A 16404-nucleotide genomic window follows, 5' to 3' on the forward strand; every position below is an offset into this window, starting at 1 on the left:
ACACCGTTAACTACAAAAACACCATGTTTATTACTTTTAAAGAAGAAAAACTACGGGCCTTTACCTTCGATGTTTTTAAAAAAATGGGCTGTTCCGATGAACATGCACTTTTAGCTACTGATGTTTTGGTCCGTTCTGACCTTAGGGGAATTGATTCGCATGGTGTTGCCCGTTTGAGCGGTTATTATCGTTTATGGGAAAAAGGTAGGATTAACACTAAACCTGCCATTAAAATTGTTCATGAAACACCAACTACCGCTACCATTGATGGAGATGCCGGTTTGGGCCTGGTGGTAGCTCCCTTTGCCATGAAAGTGGCGATGGAAAAAGCGGAAAAATATGGAACTGGCTGGGTTTCTGTAAAAAACTCTAATCATTTCGGCATTGCAGGCTATCATGCGTTAATGGCCGTTGAAAAAGATATGATCGGCATAAGCATGACCAATGCCAGCCCCCTGGTTGCACCTACCTATGCCAATGAACGTTTATTGGGCACTAATCCCATGTGCTACGCTTTTCCCGCTGGAAAGTACCCTCCTGTTGTGGTAGATATGGCTACTGCCGCAGCCGCCAATGGAAAACTGGAAATTGCCCAAAGGGCCAATTCTATTATTCCTGATGGATGGGTGCAGGATAAAGACGGCAAAAGTTCAACCAATCCTAACGAATTAAAAACAGGTGGCTCATTGCTCCCACTGGGTAGCGACAAAGATCATGGCAGCCATAAAGGTTATGGGCTAAGTGCAACCGTAGACATACTTTCGGCCGTGCTTTCCGGAGCTAACTATGGGCCTTGGGTCCCTCCTTTTGTAGCTTTTCTAGAACCTTCTAAACATCCGGTTGGAGAAGGCATTGGACACTTTATAGGCGCCATGCGGGTAGATGGCTTTCGCCCTGCGCAAGAGTTCAAAGACCACTTAGACAATTGGATAGAACGCTTTAAAAGTGCCAAAACGATTGATGAAACTAAAAAAGTAATTATTCCTGGAGAACCTGAATATCATTTTGAAAATGAACGCAAAATTAAAGGCATTCCCCTAATTGATGTGGTGGTTAACGACCTGAATACATTAGCAGAAAAAATTAAGGTCGATAAACTATAATCAATTTTATGGACCATCTACTCAGATGGCCCATATATATATATTATTCCATATTGATCGGTTTATTTTTAGGATGTTTTACCTGATATTTAAGGTCAATCTTTTTTTGTTCATTGGGTTCCAATTCCATTTTCCAAATTAATTTTCCGGTTGCTTCCTCCAACTTCGCTTTCGAAATATCCTGCTTTTCGATGCTAATGTCACTACTTGTTGAAACGGGTAGCTGATCTTCTACGATTAGATTTACCTTTTGATTTTTACGATTTTTGATGTCAATTACAAAATGACGCGTATCTTTTTGCGAAGAACCGATAAACTGCCGCTCGTTAAAATCTTTTTGTTTCTCCCGTTTCACTACCACGTTCTTATCTGCCCCTAAGGAGAGGGTCAAGGTATCTGTAATATTTCCAATGTCCAACAAAGATTTTCCCAGGTAAGTCCCTTCAAAAAAGATACTGGCTTCTCCACTTATAAGGTTTACTTCATTAAAATCGGTAATTTTTGCGGTCAAAAAGGCATCTTGCGTAACCTTAGGCACAGTATAATATTCATAATCGGCTTTAAAATCATAATTGCCAATATCAACCGTAGCCTGTTTGCCATCACTTAAAATAGTATATGGCATCTTAATCTCGAAGGTAATATTGGTTTGTCTCTCTACATTTTTCACCTGTAGTGGTACTGTTGAAACTGAACTAGCGCCTCTTACCTTTGCCCCAGCTACTTTACCTGCCAAGGCTTCATTAATACCTGCATAACCCATAACCACAACTTCGCTCAAATTTTTCGTATCTTCCCGTAAGCTTACATTCAACTGTCCATGTGAGGCTAAAAGCTCTTGATTTTCAAATCCTATGGAGGAGAAAACCAGTGTATTTGCACCAGGCGGCAATTGTATCGAATAGTTACCTTCGCCATCGGTAACAGTAGCTATCGACGAATTTTTAACCCTGATAGATACACCGGGTAAAGCTAAGTTATCGCTCGCACTAAGCACTTTTCCTTTAACTGCATTTAAAGATGCGCTTACTGGATTAAAAAATGAATAACCGGCACTTAAAAACCCCAATTGATAAATGGGCAATGTAGGTTTTTCATTGTTATTAGATGGATTTCCAGAAGATAAGGTTAGTTTTACATTCTTCCATTCCTCTCCAGAATTTTGACTTACATTGGCCTTATATATCAACTGAATAGGACTAGTCACATCCTTAGCCCTAATATCATATGTAGGATACCAGCTTGCATTTTTCACTAAATAAGTCAACATAAACTTCCCTTTGGTTGCCGTCTTTGCCGAAATTTTTACCACCACATCATTCGATTGACCAATCGCCTTCCCATCTACATCGGCTACCTGTTTGCCAATTTTCACCAATTCTGCATTCCACTTATCAATATCTTTTCCCAAGCTGGTCTGTCTGGTCTTGGCATCAATTAATCGTTGACGCTGAAAATCTAGCGCTGCCTTTAACTTAACCAAATCATAACTAACGTTAGGCCCCATTACCGTTTGATTTTTCATTAACATTTCTTCTTCAGCTTTATACACTGCAACTTCATTTCTCAGGGCTGTAATCTTATCTACAATATCTACTAATCTTGCCTGTAGAGCTTCCTTTTGCTCGGACTTTTTCTTTTCCATCAGAAAGTTATTCTGTTTGTTCACAGACAGAATGGTAAAACTTCCTTCGCCTTTGGCTTGCAGACTTTGAGTTTCTATACTAGAAGATAAACCTGAAAAAACAAGTAAGCTTACGCCTTGGGGCAAATCTAGTAGATCTGACAAACGCTCTACCTGTGCTCCATTCATAAAGACAGTTACCGCATTTATTTTAGAATGTACATTGATTTGGTTCTCCTGTGCACCCGCACCTATGCTTATACCGAAGCATAATAAAGAAAAAAGTATATTTCTATTCATCATCATTTTGATTTATATAATAGGGATGCGTTTGTCTTTGATTTTACATAAAAAGCCAAAAAAAAAGCATTACTTAAAAAGTAATGCTTTTTTATCAAACCTGATGCTGAAATAAATCCGATAGTCATCGGATCAGCATGATGATTTTACTAATGTATGCCTTTAAAAATACGGCTCCATCTTATTTTATTCAGAAATGAGCCCTCGCTATCCAAGCTCATCCAAATGAACAAGGCCTTGCCTACGATGTGATCTTCTGGAACAAATCCCCAATACCGTGAATCTGCAGACTGATGCCGGTTATCTCCCATCATCCAATAGTAGTTCATCTTAAAAGTATAGGTTGTTGCCTTCTTTCCATTCAATATCCAGTCATTGCCCACCTTTTCTAGGGTATTACCTTCATATATACGAATGCTTCTTTCATACATCGGCATATTCACACTATCCAAATTTACGGTCATGCCCTTTTTAGGGACAACAATTGGCCCATAATTATCCAAGTTCCAATGCCTATTTTTATCATGCGGAAAGATCAAAGGATCATATTCCCCACTTGGCATAAGATTTTCGGTGACAGATTTTACATACTCTGACTTTTTCAGTTCTTTCACCATATCTGGCGTTCCATCAAACTGGTAGGTATTAGGCAGAGCCAATGGCATGGTTTTAAAGCCCATATCCTCAAATAATTTGATATTTACTTCAGCTGTCTTAAATTCAACAGTATAAGAGAACCAACCTGTGCCCACCAGTGGCTCTTTCTTTCCATTAACCGTAACCAGCCCATTCTCCATGCTCACCGTATCTCCTGCAATGGCAATACAACGTTTAATAAAATTCTCACGTTTATCTACCGGCCTGCTTACAATTGTATACCTGGACCATATTGACTTCCTATCTTCTCCCCGCAACTGCATTTGGTAATAATTATCGTCCTGAGCTTCCAGAGCTACTGTATCCCCCTCAGGGAAATTGAAAACCACTACATCATTACGTTTGATATCCTGAAATCCAGGCAATCTCCTGTACTTCCATTCTATACCATCCCAATAAGCTTTTGTACCTATTAAAGGCATGGTATGATGTGCAAAGGGGAAAGCCACCGGCGTCATGGGTATACGGGCTCCATAATTCACCTTGCTTACGAAAAGAAAATCACCTACCAAAAGCGACCGTTCCATTGACCCCGAAGGTATGGTATAAGCTTCTATAAAGAATACCCGGATAATAGTAGCTGCTACTACGGCAAAAATAATGGCATCAGCCCATTCTCTGCCCTTGCTCTTTTTCTTTTTTGGTTCGTTGGTATTTTTCTTTTGCCAGAATTTCCAATTCATAGTCTAATCTTTAAAATTAAAAACATCGGCTATGCTAAAAAAGCCTCGTTTATGTTGTAACCATTCTGCCGCTATCACAGCCCCAAGAGCAAAACCTGCCCTACTATGTGCGGTATGTTTAATTTCTATATCATCAACTTCGGAGCTGTAAACAACCGTATGTGTTCCGGGTACGTTCTCCATTCGAAGTGATTCTATCAGTAATTGATCATTTCTCAATTTATCGGGCATAGGTGCTCCTTCCAGCTCATTCACCCACTCGGTCTTATGTTCAATCTCCTCTAAAATACCTTCTGCAATGGTCATCGCCGTGCCACTTGGAGAATCCAGCTTTTGAGTATGGTGTATTTCTTCTACCTGAACATCATAGGCCGGATAGTTATTCATTACCCTTGCCAAAAGCTTATTCAGGTGAAAGAAAATATTAACTCCTACACTAAAGTTAGAACCATACAGCAAGGTATTGTTACTCTCTATGCAATCATTTTTTATTTTCTGCAGTTCGCCATACCATCCTGTTGTGCCAACCACCACGGGTACCTTAGCCTCAAAACATTTATAAATATTATTTACAGCAGCATCTGGCGCACTAAAATCAATGGCTATATCTGCCTTAGACAGGTTCTCGATAGTAAAATCATCCAAATTTTCTATTCCAACTTTTAAGGTTACATCATGGCCTCTTTCTAAAGCAAAGCGTTCAATGATCTGCCCCATTTTGCCATAACCTAACAGCGCTATTTTCATCTGTTTATTTTTTTGTGTTTAATGATTGATGAATGCTCTCCCAACAGTGTCAGGATCGGTTTCATAATCTAAGTGTAAGTTTTAATGCCGGTGCCACCTGATGGAAACCGTACATTGTTGTGTTCGAATTTATAATGGTAGGTGATATTTTGAAACTAAGCGTATCATCTACGTTAAAATATTTTAACCTGGCCGTCACATAGGCATCCAATACATTAAGCCCATATAAGCCCACCAATGATATCAGTACAATTTCCCGGTTTCGTTTATAAATATTTTTGGCTACAGTTAAGGCATCGTCATTAGTATATTGTTCCAGCCCATTTTCAGGGCTGGGTACTTTATATAACTGCCTATATTGAAGTTCATTCAAAAAAAGCTTGTAGTTTTTATTGTTGTCGATATAAGATAAGACCAGCAGGGTTCCACCTGCATAAATAGCACCGATCTTACCTATGATATACATCTTTTGCAATACCTTTTTACCCTGAACAGCACCACTTTTCACATCATCAACCACTAAACCATAATTATACATTTGGCCCAGTCCAGGAAATATAAGAGAGCGGTAGACCGCTTTTTTCCCTGCGATTTTACCTTTATTAATATATCCGGCAGGTGTAATTGTATCTAGCTTTGCCCTCGTGGTATCTGCATTTTTTTTGACAGCAGGATCTTGGGCCTTTATAAGCTTAAAAGCAAAGAGTAAAAATACCGAAAGCAATAATGCCCGCATTACCAATCTAAGAGTTCTAAAATACGATTAAGGTCTTCGCCACTCACAAAAGGAATCTCTATGGCTCCTTTTCCATTATCTTTGACCTTAAGTTTCACCTTGGTCGCAAATTTAGTAGCAAGATCATTTTGTAGCTTTTGGTATTCAAAAGATATTCCTTCCGATTTAACAGGTTGTGATTTGATCTGTACATGATGAATACCGCGTACCAATTCTTCCACCTTACGCACAGACAAACCTTTGTCTATAATCTCTTGGTGTATGAACAATTGTTTATCTGTTTCTTCTACAGAAATCAATGCCCTTGCATGTCCCATAGAGATTTTTCCATCGCGAATGGAAGCTTGAATGACTGGCGGAAGCTTGAGTAACCTCAAATAGTTACTTACTGTTGTTCTGTTCTTACCTACACGTTCGCCTAACTGCTCTGCCTTTAGGTTACACTCATCTATCATCTGCTGAAAGCTTAGGGCTACCTCAATTGCATTTAGATTTTCACGCTGTATGTTTTCGATCAAGGCCATTTCCAGCATCTGCTGGTTATCTGCTGTACGTATATATGCAGGTATTTCAGTAAGTCCAGCCAATTTCGAAGCCCTAAATCTTCGCTCTCCTGAAATCAGCTGATATTTATTCTCGTTCTTTCTAACTGTAATAGGCTGTATCAATCCCTGAACCCTTATCGAATCGGCAAGTTCATTTAAGGCCACTTGATCAAATTCGGTACGTGGTTGATAAGGATTAGTTTCAATATCATTGAGACTGATATGGCTAATACTACCCACCGCAGGAGTGGTATCAATACTTTCTATGGCAGATTTGGTCGTGTTAACAGTTTCGTTATCATCCAAAAGCGCACTTAACCCTTTACCTAATCCTGTTTTTCGCTGAAAAGATGTCATCTATAATTTCTAAATGGTTGCCGTTTTAACTTTCTGTTCCTCTTTAACCAATCCGTTTTTGCGAACAATTTCTCTTGCCAAGTTTAAATAGTTAATGGCTCCCTTACAATTTGCATCATGCATAATTACCGATACACCATAGCTAGGTGCCTCACTCAAACGGGTATTACGCTGAATAATGGTTTCGAAAACAAGGTCCTGAAAATGTGTTTTTACTTCTTCTACCACTTGGTTAGATAAACGCAGCCTTACGTCGTACATCGTCAATAGAATTCCTTCTATTTCCAAGGCAGGGTTTAACCTGTTCTGTACAATTTTGATGGTATTCAATAGTTTACCCAATCCCTCCAAGGCAAAATACTCACATTGCACCGGAATAATTACCGAATCGGCAGCAGTAAGAGAGTTGATCGTAATTAAACCTAACGATGGCGAACAATCGATAATGATAAAATCATACTGGTCTTTGATCTTCTCCAATACCGCTTTCATTTTATACTCTCGGTTGCTCAGATTGATCATCTCTATTTCGGCACCCACCAGATCAATATGAGCTGGAAGTAGGTCCAGATTAGGTGTATCTGTCTTTACAATGGCATCGGCGGGTTCAACATCATTGATAATGCATTCATAAATGCTGTTTTTGATGTTTCTTGGATCAAAACCTATACCCGATGTAGAGTTGGCCTGAGGGTCTGCATCAACCAAAAGGGTCTTATACTCCAAAACGGCCAAACTGGCTGCTAGATTAATAGACGAAGTGGTTTTTCCTACTCCTCCTTTTTGGTTCGCTAAAGCAATAATCTTACTCATTTATTTTCCTTGAAGTGGCCACAACTTGTAGCGGCTTAATTTTAAACAAAAATTCTCTAAAAAATGCTAATTTTGCAATGTTTAGGCATCTTTTAACAATTAGCTAAGATACAAACTAAAACTAAATAATAGTATCAAAGCGGGGCGTGTTTTAAACATCTTATTAACAATTTTCATATGATTACCATTATAGCCGGCACCAATAGACCCAATAGCAATACGTTAAAAGTCGCCAAATATTATGAAAAGCAATTGGCAGAAAAGGGCTTAGCCAGCACATTGTTTGACCTACAGGATTTACCTGCCAATTTTATAGCCACAGACCTCTACGGAAAGAGAAGTGAGGCCTTTGAAAAAATACAGGAACTCATCACCCAAACCCGTAAATTTCTGTTTGTGATCCCCGAATATAACGGAAGTTTTCCGGGCGTACTAAAAGCCTTCATCGATGCCTGTATATTCCCTGAAAGTTTTTATGACAAAAAAGCTTGTCTGGTAGGTATCTCTTCTGGTAAATATGGCAATATTAGAGGCATTGAACATTTTAATGGGGTTTGCGCCTACCTACACCTACATGTGATGCCACTTCGGCTGCATATCCCCTATATTAAACAGGAACTAAATGAACATGGAGCACTTTTCATGGAAGACACCTTAAAATTCACCAACCAGCAGATCGATAAATTTATAGCTTATTAAACTGAATTTAGTTCACTGGAATTCGGCTACAAATGGCCAACCATTAATACCTAACTCTAATGTTGTGCCAAAGCGTAAACAGCAAACGAAGCCAACCAATGGTCGCCCCCATAGTTTCCTTTAAAAATGAGTGGTAGGGCGTTCGCTAAAAAATGATCGGACGTTTCATTAAAACGACGTTTCCAAGGGTGATTTTCTGGCAACTGTGCAGCAATGCCCCTCATACACCAGGCACGTGTGAACGACAGTCCCACCAAATGAACCGTCTGATAGTCGCTTAGGTCACTGATAATAGGCATATCACCAATCTGCTGAACACTCCTTTCTTCATAAAATTTATCCAACCAGGTTACAAACTCTTCCTTAGCCAATACCCTTCTCATCAAATCAGCAATTTCCAGGCTCGGAGAAAAGAAATCTGAACCATCAGGTTCCAAATAAGCAGGCGTTTGCTCATTTTTCAAATAAAAGCTTTTGGCCTTATCAACAACCTGCTGTTCGAATGTTTTATTTCCCAAAACTCTTGCCCAATCTAATGCAAATACCAAACCAAAGGCCGTATTTCCGTGCACGCCAGTACGGTTGGGGTAGGTCTGCTTTGGCAGATACGCTTTCCAAAGGCTTAAAATTTGTTGGGTTAAGGGCTGCAATGCGGCATGCCATTTCTTGGCCAGAGGGCTTTTCCATTCATAAAGCTCCTGATCCAGTTTTAGCAACCAGGCCCAACCATATGTCCGTTCAAATGTTTTGGCCACCTCATACTTAGAAAAATACTCGGCTTCTGCCTTCATATTCGCTAGTGTAAAAGTCTTATTTAACTGGTCTATAAGCTGTTCCTTATACTTAAGATCAGGAAAAGTTTTCAGCAGATGTACCAACATCCAATGCCCATGAACCGAACTGTGCCAGTCAAAACAACCGTAAAAAACAGGATGTAATTCTGACGGCAGCAGCTTGTTGTCTACTTCGGTATTCGCTACATGTGAAGTTTTATTAGGAAACTCCTTATTGATACAGCCCAAGGGAAGCACAGCCAGTTTTTCGGCATTCTCCTGGTTTAGCCTAGGTGCCGTTTGTGCATAACCATGCAGCGCTCCCACCAAAAGGCAAAACCCTAACATTAATTTAAGGTTCATATGTTATAATCGTTCTTCTTGAATATTAACCTAAAGTGTAAACCTGATCCACTTATCACCTTCATACCCAAATATAAAATGTCCTGGGTGGAGTATCTCGGCCAAGTCTTCAATCAATCCAACCGCCTCCTCCACCTTATTTCTACGATAATCATCTGCCAATAGGCACACCCTATTAAATGCTACAGCTGGCCAAGCCTCATTAAATAGCACGGGTGCTAACCTCATCAAATCCTCTAACGACTTTCCATCTTCATAAAAAACCACATAAGCAGCTTCTATGGGATCCGTGGTTAAACTTGCGCCCGCAAATTCGGCCAGCTCTCCCAATTTAAGATGCGGATGCCCCAAAGAATCTAGAAAGCACACAGGCACTTTATCTATAAATTTGATCTTATGTTCCACAATAGCTATTCTTTCTTCCAATTCTGCACGTAAATCCAAATTGTTTTCGCTATTTATAAGGTCATTTAAAAAAGACATCTGATTTATTTATTAATTTGTACAAAAATACTATTCCTTAACCGATGCCTACAATTAAAAACAATATATTTTGGATCTGCTGCCTGGCCTTCTTCTTTTCCTGTAAAAACGATGATGCCAATCAACATAAAAAAATCTTCAACATTAACCTCGATCAAAACCTTACTTCCCTAGATCCGGCTTTTGCCCGTAACCAGAATGCCATTTGGATGACCAACCAAATTTTTAATGGCCTGGTACAAGTAGATTCGGCATTAAACACCGTCCCCTGTATTGCTAAATCTTGGAACATCTCTACTGATGGGCTCACTTATACATTTAACCTTAGAACCGATGTTTTTTTTCATGATGACCCTTTATTTAAAAAAGGAAAGGGCAGAAAAGTTGTGGCTCAAGATTTTACGTATAGTTTTTTCCGATTGATAGACCCAAAGGTCGCCTCTTCTGGCGGATGGATTTTTAGCGACAAGGTAAAAGATATCCATAGTTTTGTAGCGATAAATGATAGCACCTTCCAAGTTAAGCTTCTGAAACCATTTCCTGCATTCATGAACTTACTTACTGCCCAATACTGTTCCGTTGTGCCCAAAGAAGTGGTAGAACATTACGGCAAGGATTTTAGGAATCATCCAATAGGTACCGGCCCCTTTAAATTTAAGTATTGGAAAGAAGATGAAGTACTGGTATTACTAAAAAACGAACATTATTTTGAGAAAGATAGCCACCACCAGCAACTGCCCTATCTTGACGCCATCAAGGCCACCTTCATTAATGATAAGCAAAGTGCCTTCATGAATTTCCTAAAAAAGGACCTGGATTTCTTCTACAGTGTAGACGGAAGTTATAGGGATGATATCTTGACCAAAAGCGGCCGAATGACCAGCAAATACAAAGGCAAATTCCAATTGATAAAAGGTCCTTATCTATGCACAGAATATGTAGGCATTTTGGTAGATACCAGCAAAGTGATTGTAAAAAACTCTCCCTTGCGCATAAAAAAGGTAAGACAAGCCATTAACTACGCCATAGATCGGGAAAAACTGATTAAATACCTACGCAATAGTATTGGTACGCCAGCTACCTCGGGCTTTATACCCAAGGGCATGCCCGGTTTCGACAGTACAAAAGTCAAAGGTTATCATTACAACCCCGCATTGGCCGAAAAACTTTTGGCAGAGGCAGGTTTCCCCAATGGAAAGGGTATGCCTGAAATTAAGCTGAGCACTTCTACCACCTATAAAGACCTCATTGAGTTTATTCAGGGCGAGCTGAACAACATTGGAATAAAGGTTAAAGTTGATGTAAGTCCCAGTGCCAGTTTAAGGGACCTCATGTCCAAAAATGAAGTTGGTTTCTTTAGGGGATCTTGGATTGCCGATTATCCAGACGGAGAAAATTATCTTTCGGTATTCTACTCCAAAAACAAGGTCCCTTTCGGGCCAAACTATACAGGTTATTTCAACAAAGAATTCGACAGGCTTTTTGAACAAAGCTATTATGAAAACGATACCAAAAAAAGATATGAGCTTTACCAAAAAATGGACAATATGGTATTGGAAAATGCCTCTGTAGTTCCTATCCTATATGATCAGTCTGTCGTAATGTTGCAAAACAATATAAGTGGCTACAATTTCAACCCATTAAGCCTGATGATTTTAAAAAGGGTTAAAAAGGCATAATTTCAGGTTAAGCTTTCGCGGTATTCTTGTTGTAGCTGCAACAAGCACTTGGCGCACAAGCAGCCGTCATACAGTTCGCTCACGTGTTGAACTTCGTTTATGCTCAATTGTACTACACTACACTGACATTTGGTATAAGCATTGGCCTTGCACTCTATGGCCGTACCGCATCTCTCGCAAGAGATGATCTCGTGTTTACTATGGCTAAATGATTTGTTCATGAGTTCATGAGTTCATTTGTCATGATGGAAAATACTAATTAACCATTGACAAATGAACTAAAAGCAAAAGTACGGACAAAAAATAAGGTTCTGAACTTTCGTCCAAAACCTTACTTTATTATTGCCTTTCAAAAATTCATCTTTCCGGCTTTCGGACTTCCGACTTTCTGACTATTTTATCCTGAACAGCTAATACAACCTTCTTCCATAGTGCAAACCGGCCCTTCGATAATTTCTTCGGCCGCATTATTGATCACTTCAGGAATAACTGCTTCCATGGCCTTACCACCTTGGTTCTCTACCGTAAATTTCACTGCTTGTGAAGCCGCTTGTGTACGTAGATAGTACATACCCGTTTTCAGACCTTTCTTCCAGGCATAGAAATGCATTGAAGTTAATTTTGAAGTATTCGGTGCATTGATAAACAAGTTCAATGATTGCGATTGGCAAATATAAGCTCCCCTATCCGCAGCCATATCGATGATGTTACGCATTTTAATCTCCCAAACGGTTTTGTACAATTCCTTGATATAATCTGGAATTTCTGGAATATCTTGAATAGAGCCATTGGCCAAGATAATCCTGTCTTTCATTTGTGGAGTCCACAAGCCTAAAGCGACTAGGTCTTTTAGTAAATGTTTATTCACCACAATAAACTCACCACTTAGTACTCTTCTGGTATAAATGTTCGAGGTATATGGCTCAAAACATTCATTGTTGCCCAAGATTTGTGAAGTAGAAGCTGTAGGCATTGGTGCCACCAATAGTGAATTGTAAACACCTTTTTTCACCACACGCTTTCTCAAGCTTTCCCAATCCCAACGGTTACTTTCTGGAGTTACTCCCCATAAATCGAACTGAAACTGCCCTTTTGAAAGTGGCGAACCTTTAAATGTCTTGTACGCACCGTGTTTCTCTGCCAGATCAGCCGAAGCGGTCATAGCGGCGAAATAGATCGTTTCAAATATATCTTTGTTCAATTGTTTAGCAGAATCGCTCTCAAAAGGATAACGCATTAAAATAAATGCATCTGCCAAGCCCTGCACCCCTAAACCAACCGGACGGTGGCGAAGGTTCGAGTTTTCTGCTTCTTTAACAGGATAGTAGTTGTGATCAATAATCTTATTTAAATTTAATGTAGTTTGATAGGTTACATCATATAATTTTTGATGGTCAAACTCGCCATTAATTACATATCTAGGTAAAGCCAACGAAGCCAGGTTACAAACAGCTACTTCATCTTTTGAAGTATACTCAATAATTTCGGTACACAAGTTAGAACTTTTGATCGTTCCTAGGTTTTGTTGGTTCGATTTACTATTTGCCGCATCTTTGTACAACAAGTAAGGTGTACCGGTTTCAATTTGCGAATCTAAAATGGCGAACCATAATTCTTGTGCTTTTACTACTTTACGGGCTCTTCCCTCTTTTTCATATTTTGCATAAAGCTTATTAAATTCTTCACTATGACAATCGGCCAAACCTGGTGCCTCGTCTGGAGAGAACAAGCTCCAATCACCATTTTCTTCTACACGTTGCATAAACAGATCGCAAATCCAAAGTGCATAGAACAAATCACGTGCACGCATTTCCTCTTTACCATGATTTTTACGTAAATCTAGGAATTCGAAAACATCGGCATGCCAAGGCTCTAAATAAATGGCAAAGGCACCTTTACGTTTACCACCACCTTGATCTACATAGCGAGCGGTATCATTAAATACACGCAACATGGGCACAATACCATTGCTGGTTCCATTGGTACCACCAATATAGGCTCCGGTTGCACGGATATTATGGATACTCAAACCGATACCACCTGCACTTTGAGAAATTTTGGCAGTTTGTTTCAGGGTATCGTAAATACCTTCAATACTATCATCCTGCATGGTTAACAAGAAACATGATGACATTTGAGGTTTTGGGGTAGCTGCATTGAACAAAGTTGGCGTAGCATGTGTAAACCAACGTTCGCTCATCAGATTATAGGTTTTGATTACACTATCGATATCCTCTTTATGGATACCTACCGATACACGCATAAACAAATGTTGTGGGCGTTCAACAATTTGGCCATTTACCTTTAGAAGATAGGATTTTTCTAAGGTCTTAAAGCCAAAATAATCAAAGCCAAAATCCCTATCATATATAATGGTACTATCTAAGATATCGGCATGGGTATTGATCACCTCCCAAACATCATCGGCAATTAGTGAAGCCGATTTATCCGTCTTAGGATCAACATAGTTGTACAACAACTCCATTGTTTTAGAAAATGACTTAATGGTATTCTTATGCAAATTGGAAACTGCAATACGTGATGCCAACAAAGCATAGTCAGGATGCTTGGTGGTTAAGGAGGCAGCCGTTTCTGCTGCAAGATTATCGAGTTCTGATGTCGTAACACCATCATAAAGCCCTTCTATTACCTTTTTGGCAACATCAATAGGGTCTACTAATTCTGCATTAAAACCATAACATAACTTCTCAATCCGAGCGGTTATCTTATCAAACTTTACCGCTTCCTTACGGCCATCTCTTTTTATTACAAACATCCTTACAAAATTTTATTGGTGCATGCTTACACATTGGCACCTGGTTTCAAAATATTATCTTATTGGAAACTGCCTAACCAGCACATCCAAAGCTCAAATCACTATTAAAAATCTTCATCTAGAGAAAAAGCTTGCGCTTTATCTTCAGAAGAAGTTAAAACACCACTTTTCTGGTAATCGCCAACCCGTTTTTCAAAGAAGTTGGTTTTACCTTGCAGTGAAATCATCTCCATAAAATCAAATGGATTGGTAGAATTATATACTTTAGCGTAACCAAGTTCGTTGAGCCATCTATCGGCAACAAATTCAATATACTGCTTCATCAAATCGGCATTCATTCCAATGAGTTTCACCGGTAGGGCATCGCTGATAAAATCTTTTTCTATTTCTACCGCATCTTTAATAATGGCATGCACTTGTTCTTGACTTAGTTTATTTTTCAACATGCCATAAAGTAAGCATGCAAACTCGCAGTGAGAACCTTCGTCTCTTGAAATCAATTCATTACTAAACGTTAAACCGGGCATTAAACCACGCTTTTTCAGCCAAAAGATAGAACAGAAGCTACCGCTAAAGAATATGCCTTCTACCGCAGCAAAGGCAACTAATCGTTCTGCAAAGGTTCCATTTTCAATCCAGCGCAAGGCCCATTCTGCTTTTTTCTTAACTGCCGGAACAGTGTCGATGGCATGGAATAACCTATCTTTCTCTTCAGGATCTTTTACGTAAGTGTCTATTAACAGTGCATAAGTTTCTGAATGGATATTCTCCATCATGATTTGGAAACCATAATAACAACGTGCCTCTGGAATTTGCACTTCGCTCATAAAGTTAACCGCCAAGTTTTCGTTTACAATACCATCACTCGCTGCAAAAAACGCCAGAATGTGCGAAATGAAATGACGCTCGCCACTGTTTAAATTTTCCCAGTGTTTTATATCATCAGACAAGTCGATTTCTTCGGCAGTCCAAAAACTTGCTTCGCTCTTCTTGTACATTTCCCAAATAGCCGGATATTTGATAGGCAGAAGCACAAAGCGATCCTTGTTTTCTCTTAATAATAGTTCATCTTCCATAAGCTCTTTTTTACGTTTAGAAATTGCAGTTATAGTATAGTCCAAAACAGAAGCAGCCTTCATATTGGCACCTTTTAATTCTTTAAAGTTGTAAACCGCCCAACAAGTCTTATTTAGTGAGGAGCGGCAGAAAGGACATCAAAAAATCATGCACCTTAAAAAACTAAATATTAACCAGTTAAAAAATAAATCGGGTGTTTTCTATTAAAGAACTTCGTATAACAAATATAAAAGATGAAGGATTTTTTATCCTACAAAGTTGTTAACATGCGTGCTAATAAGTATCGATTTTCAATCAGAATTTCGTCAGAAACAACGAGAAAAAAAGCTAATTATTTCTTTTTAAGCACTTAGAGAATCAAAATAAGTGTTAATAATTTTAAAAAGATCCCTGTTGGCGCTTTATTATTTCAAAACATAGGAGATTTCCACACGAGCATAACCCAGTCGATAAATGCCCAATGCTTTTGCCGCACCCTGTGAAATATCTAAGGAAAACTTCCTGTTAAAAGGTCCACGATCATTCACCCTAACTTCAACTATTTTACCTGAATGCAGGTTTTTCACTTTGATAATTGTGCCAAAAGGGAGGCTTCTGTGTGCAGCGGTAAACTTAGCCGACCTGTACCTTTCTCCGCTAGTGGTTTTTTTACCCTCAAATTTTTTTGCATAATAGGTAGTAAAGATAGTTTGCACTACGGTATCGGGAGATTTTATATCCACAGTTTGGGCATGAGCACCAAAAGTGATGAAGCAAAGAAAAAGCAATAACCTCATAGTTCGTGATCTTAGTTTTTTAATATTCCAATCTTTGTAAATGCGAGCCGCTTCTCCAGCCATATTTTAGCAGGCTCAAATATAACAAATTGAACTTTACAAAAACTGAGGCCAATCTAAAAAAACAAAAGCCCCCCGATAAAATCGGGGGGCTTTTTTGTGATGTATAAGCTCTGTCTCTTATACACATCTGACGCTGCCGACGATCGAGCC

At 39.1% G+C, this 16404-nt stretch carries 15 protein-coding genes; 3 read left to right on the plus strand and 12 right to left on the minus strand.

From position 1 onward, the window contains the following. The first annotated feature begins 23 nt into the window (after positions 1-23). Positions 24-1103, plus strand: a complete 1080-nt coding sequence (locus tag JHD79_RS17230) for an Ldh family oxidoreductase (RefSeq protein ID WP_199120543.1) — start codon at positions 24-26, stop codon at positions 1101-1103. Between the two features lie 43 nt (positions 1104-1146). Here the strand turns inward: JHD79_RS17230 and JHD79_RS17235 are convergent, their stop codons facing one another. The 6 genes from JHD79_RS17235 to JHD79_RS17260 all read right to left on the minus strand — a co-directional run bounded on the left by JHD79_RS17235 (position 1147) and on the right by JHD79_RS17260 (position 7565). Continuing rightward, positions 1147-3033, minus strand: coding sequence for a mucoidy inhibitor MuiA family protein (locus JHD79_RS17235; protein WP_199120544.1), 1887 nt, complete (start codon positions 3031-3033; stop codon positions 1147-1149). Between the two features lie 143 nt (positions 3034-3176). After that, positions 3177-4367 carry a signal peptidase I gene (lepB, locus tag JHD79_RS17240; RefSeq protein ID WP_199120545.1) on the minus strand — a complete coding sequence of 397 codons (1191 nt, stop codon included), beginning with the start codon at positions 4365-4367 and terminating at the stop codon, positions 3177-3179. A 3-nt stretch (positions 4368-4370) separates the two neighbouring features. After that, on the minus strand, positions 4371-5114 hold the full coding sequence (gene dapB / locus JHD79_RS17245) for a 4-hydroxy-tetrahydrodipicolinate reductase (RefSeq protein ID WP_199120546.1): 744 nt from the start codon (positions 5112-5114) through the stop codon (positions 4371-4373). 61 nt (positions 5115-5175) lie between these two features. After that, complete coding sequence (locus JHD79_RS17250) at positions 5176-5850, minus strand: DUF5683 domain-containing protein (RefSeq protein ID WP_199120547.1); 675 nt, start codon at positions 5848-5850, stop codon at positions 5176-5178. Next, entirely contained in the window at positions 5850-6752 is a 903-nt protein-coding gene (locus JHD79_RS17255; protein WP_199120548.1) for a ParB/RepB/Spo0J family partition protein, read from the minus strand. The genes JHD79_RS17250 and JHD79_RS17255 overlap by 1 nt, the downstream gene beginning before the upstream one ends. Positions 6753-6761: 9 nt before the next feature. Continuing rightward, on the minus strand, positions 6762-7565 hold the full coding sequence (locus tag JHD79_RS17260; RefSeq protein WP_199120549.1) for a ParA family protein: 804 nt from the start codon (positions 7563-7565) through the stop codon (positions 6762-6764). Positions 7566-7742: 177 nt separating this feature from the next. On the opposite strand from JHD79_RS17260, the gene JHD79_RS17265 reads away from it, so the two are divergent. Further along, positions 7743-8264, plus strand: a complete 522-nt coding sequence (locus JHD79_RS17265) for an NADPH-dependent FMN reductase (RefSeq protein WP_199120550.1) — start codon at positions 7743-7745, stop codon at positions 8262-8264. 56 nt (positions 8265-8320) lie between these two features. On the opposite strand, the gene JHD79_RS17270 is transcribed toward JHD79_RS17265, so the two are convergent. Beyond that, positions 8321-9385: a DUF2891 domain-containing protein gene (locus JHD79_RS17270; RefSeq protein WP_199120556.1), complete on the minus strand. Its 1065-nt coding sequence runs from the start codon at positions 9383-9385 to the stop codon at positions 8321-8323. Between the two features lie 45 nt (positions 9386-9430). Next, complete coding sequence (locus JHD79_RS17275) at positions 9431-9883, minus strand: hypothetical protein (RefSeq protein WP_199120551.1); 453 nt, start codon at positions 9881-9883, stop codon at positions 9431-9433. Positions 9884-9927: 44 nt separating this feature from the next. Here JHD79_RS17275 and JHD79_RS17280 point away from each other — a divergent pair, with 44 nt between their 5' ends. After that, on the plus strand, positions 9928-11562 hold the full coding sequence (locus JHD79_RS17280) for an ABC transporter substrate-binding protein (RefSeq protein WP_199120552.1): 1635 nt from the start codon (positions 9928-9930) through the stop codon (positions 11560-11562). A 2-nt stretch (positions 11563-11564) separates the two neighbouring features. Here JHD79_RS17280 and JHD79_RS17285 read toward each other — a convergent pair whose 3' ends face one another. The 4 genes from JHD79_RS17285 to JHD79_RS17300 all read right to left on the minus strand — a co-directional run bounded on the left by JHD79_RS17285 (position 11565) and on the right by JHD79_RS17300 (position 16191). Beyond that, positions 11565-11783 carry a cysteine-rich CWC family protein gene (locus JHD79_RS17285; protein WP_199120553.1) on the minus strand — a complete coding sequence of 73 codons (219 nt, stop codon included), beginning with the start codon at positions 11781-11783 and terminating at the stop codon, positions 11565-11567. 176 nt (positions 11784-11959) lie between these two features. Beyond that, a complete protein-coding gene (locus JHD79_RS17290; protein ID WP_199120554.1) occupies positions 11960-14338 on the minus strand; it encodes a ribonucleoside-diphosphate reductase subunit alpha in 2379 nt (792 codons plus the stop codon). Between the two features lie 104 nt (positions 14339-14442). Further along, complete coding sequence (locus JHD79_RS17295; protein WP_199120557.1) at positions 14443-15414, minus strand: ribonucleoside-diphosphate reductase small subunit; 972 nt, start codon at positions 15412-15414, stop codon at positions 14443-14445. 405 nt (positions 15415-15819) lie between these two features. Beyond that, positions 15820-16191, minus strand: a complete 372-nt coding sequence (locus JHD79_RS17300) for a septal ring lytic transglycosylase RlpA family protein (RefSeq protein WP_199120555.1) — start codon at positions 16189-16191, stop codon at positions 15820-15822. Positions 16192-16404 lie beyond the last annotated feature (213 nt).

Source organism: Pedobacter sp. ASV28, assembly GCF_016428855.1.
Taxonomy (GTDB): Bacteria; Bacteroidota; Bacteroidia; order Sphingobacteriales; family Sphingobacteriaceae; genus Pedobacter.

Bases quoted from the DNA above. Each gene is read 5' to 3' on its own strand.
- JHD79_RS17230 (WP_199120543.1), top strand. From the start codon at position 24: ATGTTTATTACTTTTAAAGAAGAAAAACTACGGGCCTTTACCTTCGAT.
- JHD79_RS17235 (WP_199120544.1), bottom strand. From the start codon at position 3,033: ATGATGATGAATAGAAATATACTTTTTTCTTTATTATGCTTCGGTATA.
- lepB (WP_199120545.1), bottom strand. From the start codon at position 4,367: ATGAATTGGAAATTCTGGCAAAAGAAAAATACCAACGAACCAAAAAAG.
- dapB (WP_199120546.1), bottom strand. From the start codon at position 5,114: ATGAAAATAGCGCTGTTAGGTTATGGCAAAATGGGGCAGATCATTGAA.
- JHD79_RS17250 (WP_199120547.1), bottom strand. From the start codon at position 5,850: ATGCGGGCATTATTGCTTTCGGTATTTTTACTCTTTGCTTTTAAGCTT.
- JHD79_RS17255 (WP_199120548.1), bottom strand. From the start codon at position 6,752: ATGACATCTTTTCAGCGAAAAACAGGATTAGGTAAAGGGTTAAGTGCG.
- JHD79_RS17260 (WP_199120549.1), bottom strand. From the start codon at position 7,565: ATGAGTAAGATTATTGCTTTAGCGAACCAAAAAGGAGGAGTAGGAAAA.
- JHD79_RS17265 (WP_199120550.1), top strand. From the start codon at position 7,743: ATGATTACCATTATAGCCGGCACCAATAGACCCAATAGCAATACGTTA.
- JHD79_RS17270 (WP_199120556.1), bottom strand. From the start codon at position 9,385: ATGTTAGGGTTTTGCCTTTTGGTGGGAGCGCTGCATGGTTATGCACAA.
- JHD79_RS17275 (WP_199120551.1), bottom strand. From the start codon at position 9,883: ATGTCTTTTTTAAATGACCTTATAAATAGCGAAAACAATTTGGATTTA.
- JHD79_RS17280 (WP_199120552.1), top strand. From the start codon at position 9,928: ATGCCTACAATTAAAAACAATATATTTTGGATCTGCTGCCTGGCCTTC.
- JHD79_RS17285 (WP_199120553.1), bottom strand. From the start codon at position 11,783: ATGAACAAATCATTTAGCCATAGTAAACACGAGATCATCTCTTGCGAG.
- JHD79_RS17290 (WP_199120554.1), bottom strand. From the start codon at position 14,338: ATGTTTGTAATAAAAAGAGATGGCCGTAAGGAAGCGGTAAAGTTTGAT.
- JHD79_RS17295 (WP_199120557.1), bottom strand. From the start codon at position 15,414: ATGGAAGATGAACTATTATTAAGAGAAAACAAGGATCGCTTTGTGCTT.
- JHD79_RS17300 (WP_199120555.1), bottom strand. From the start codon at position 16,191: ATGAGGTTATTGCTTTTTCTTTGCTTCATCACTTTTGGTGCTCATGCC.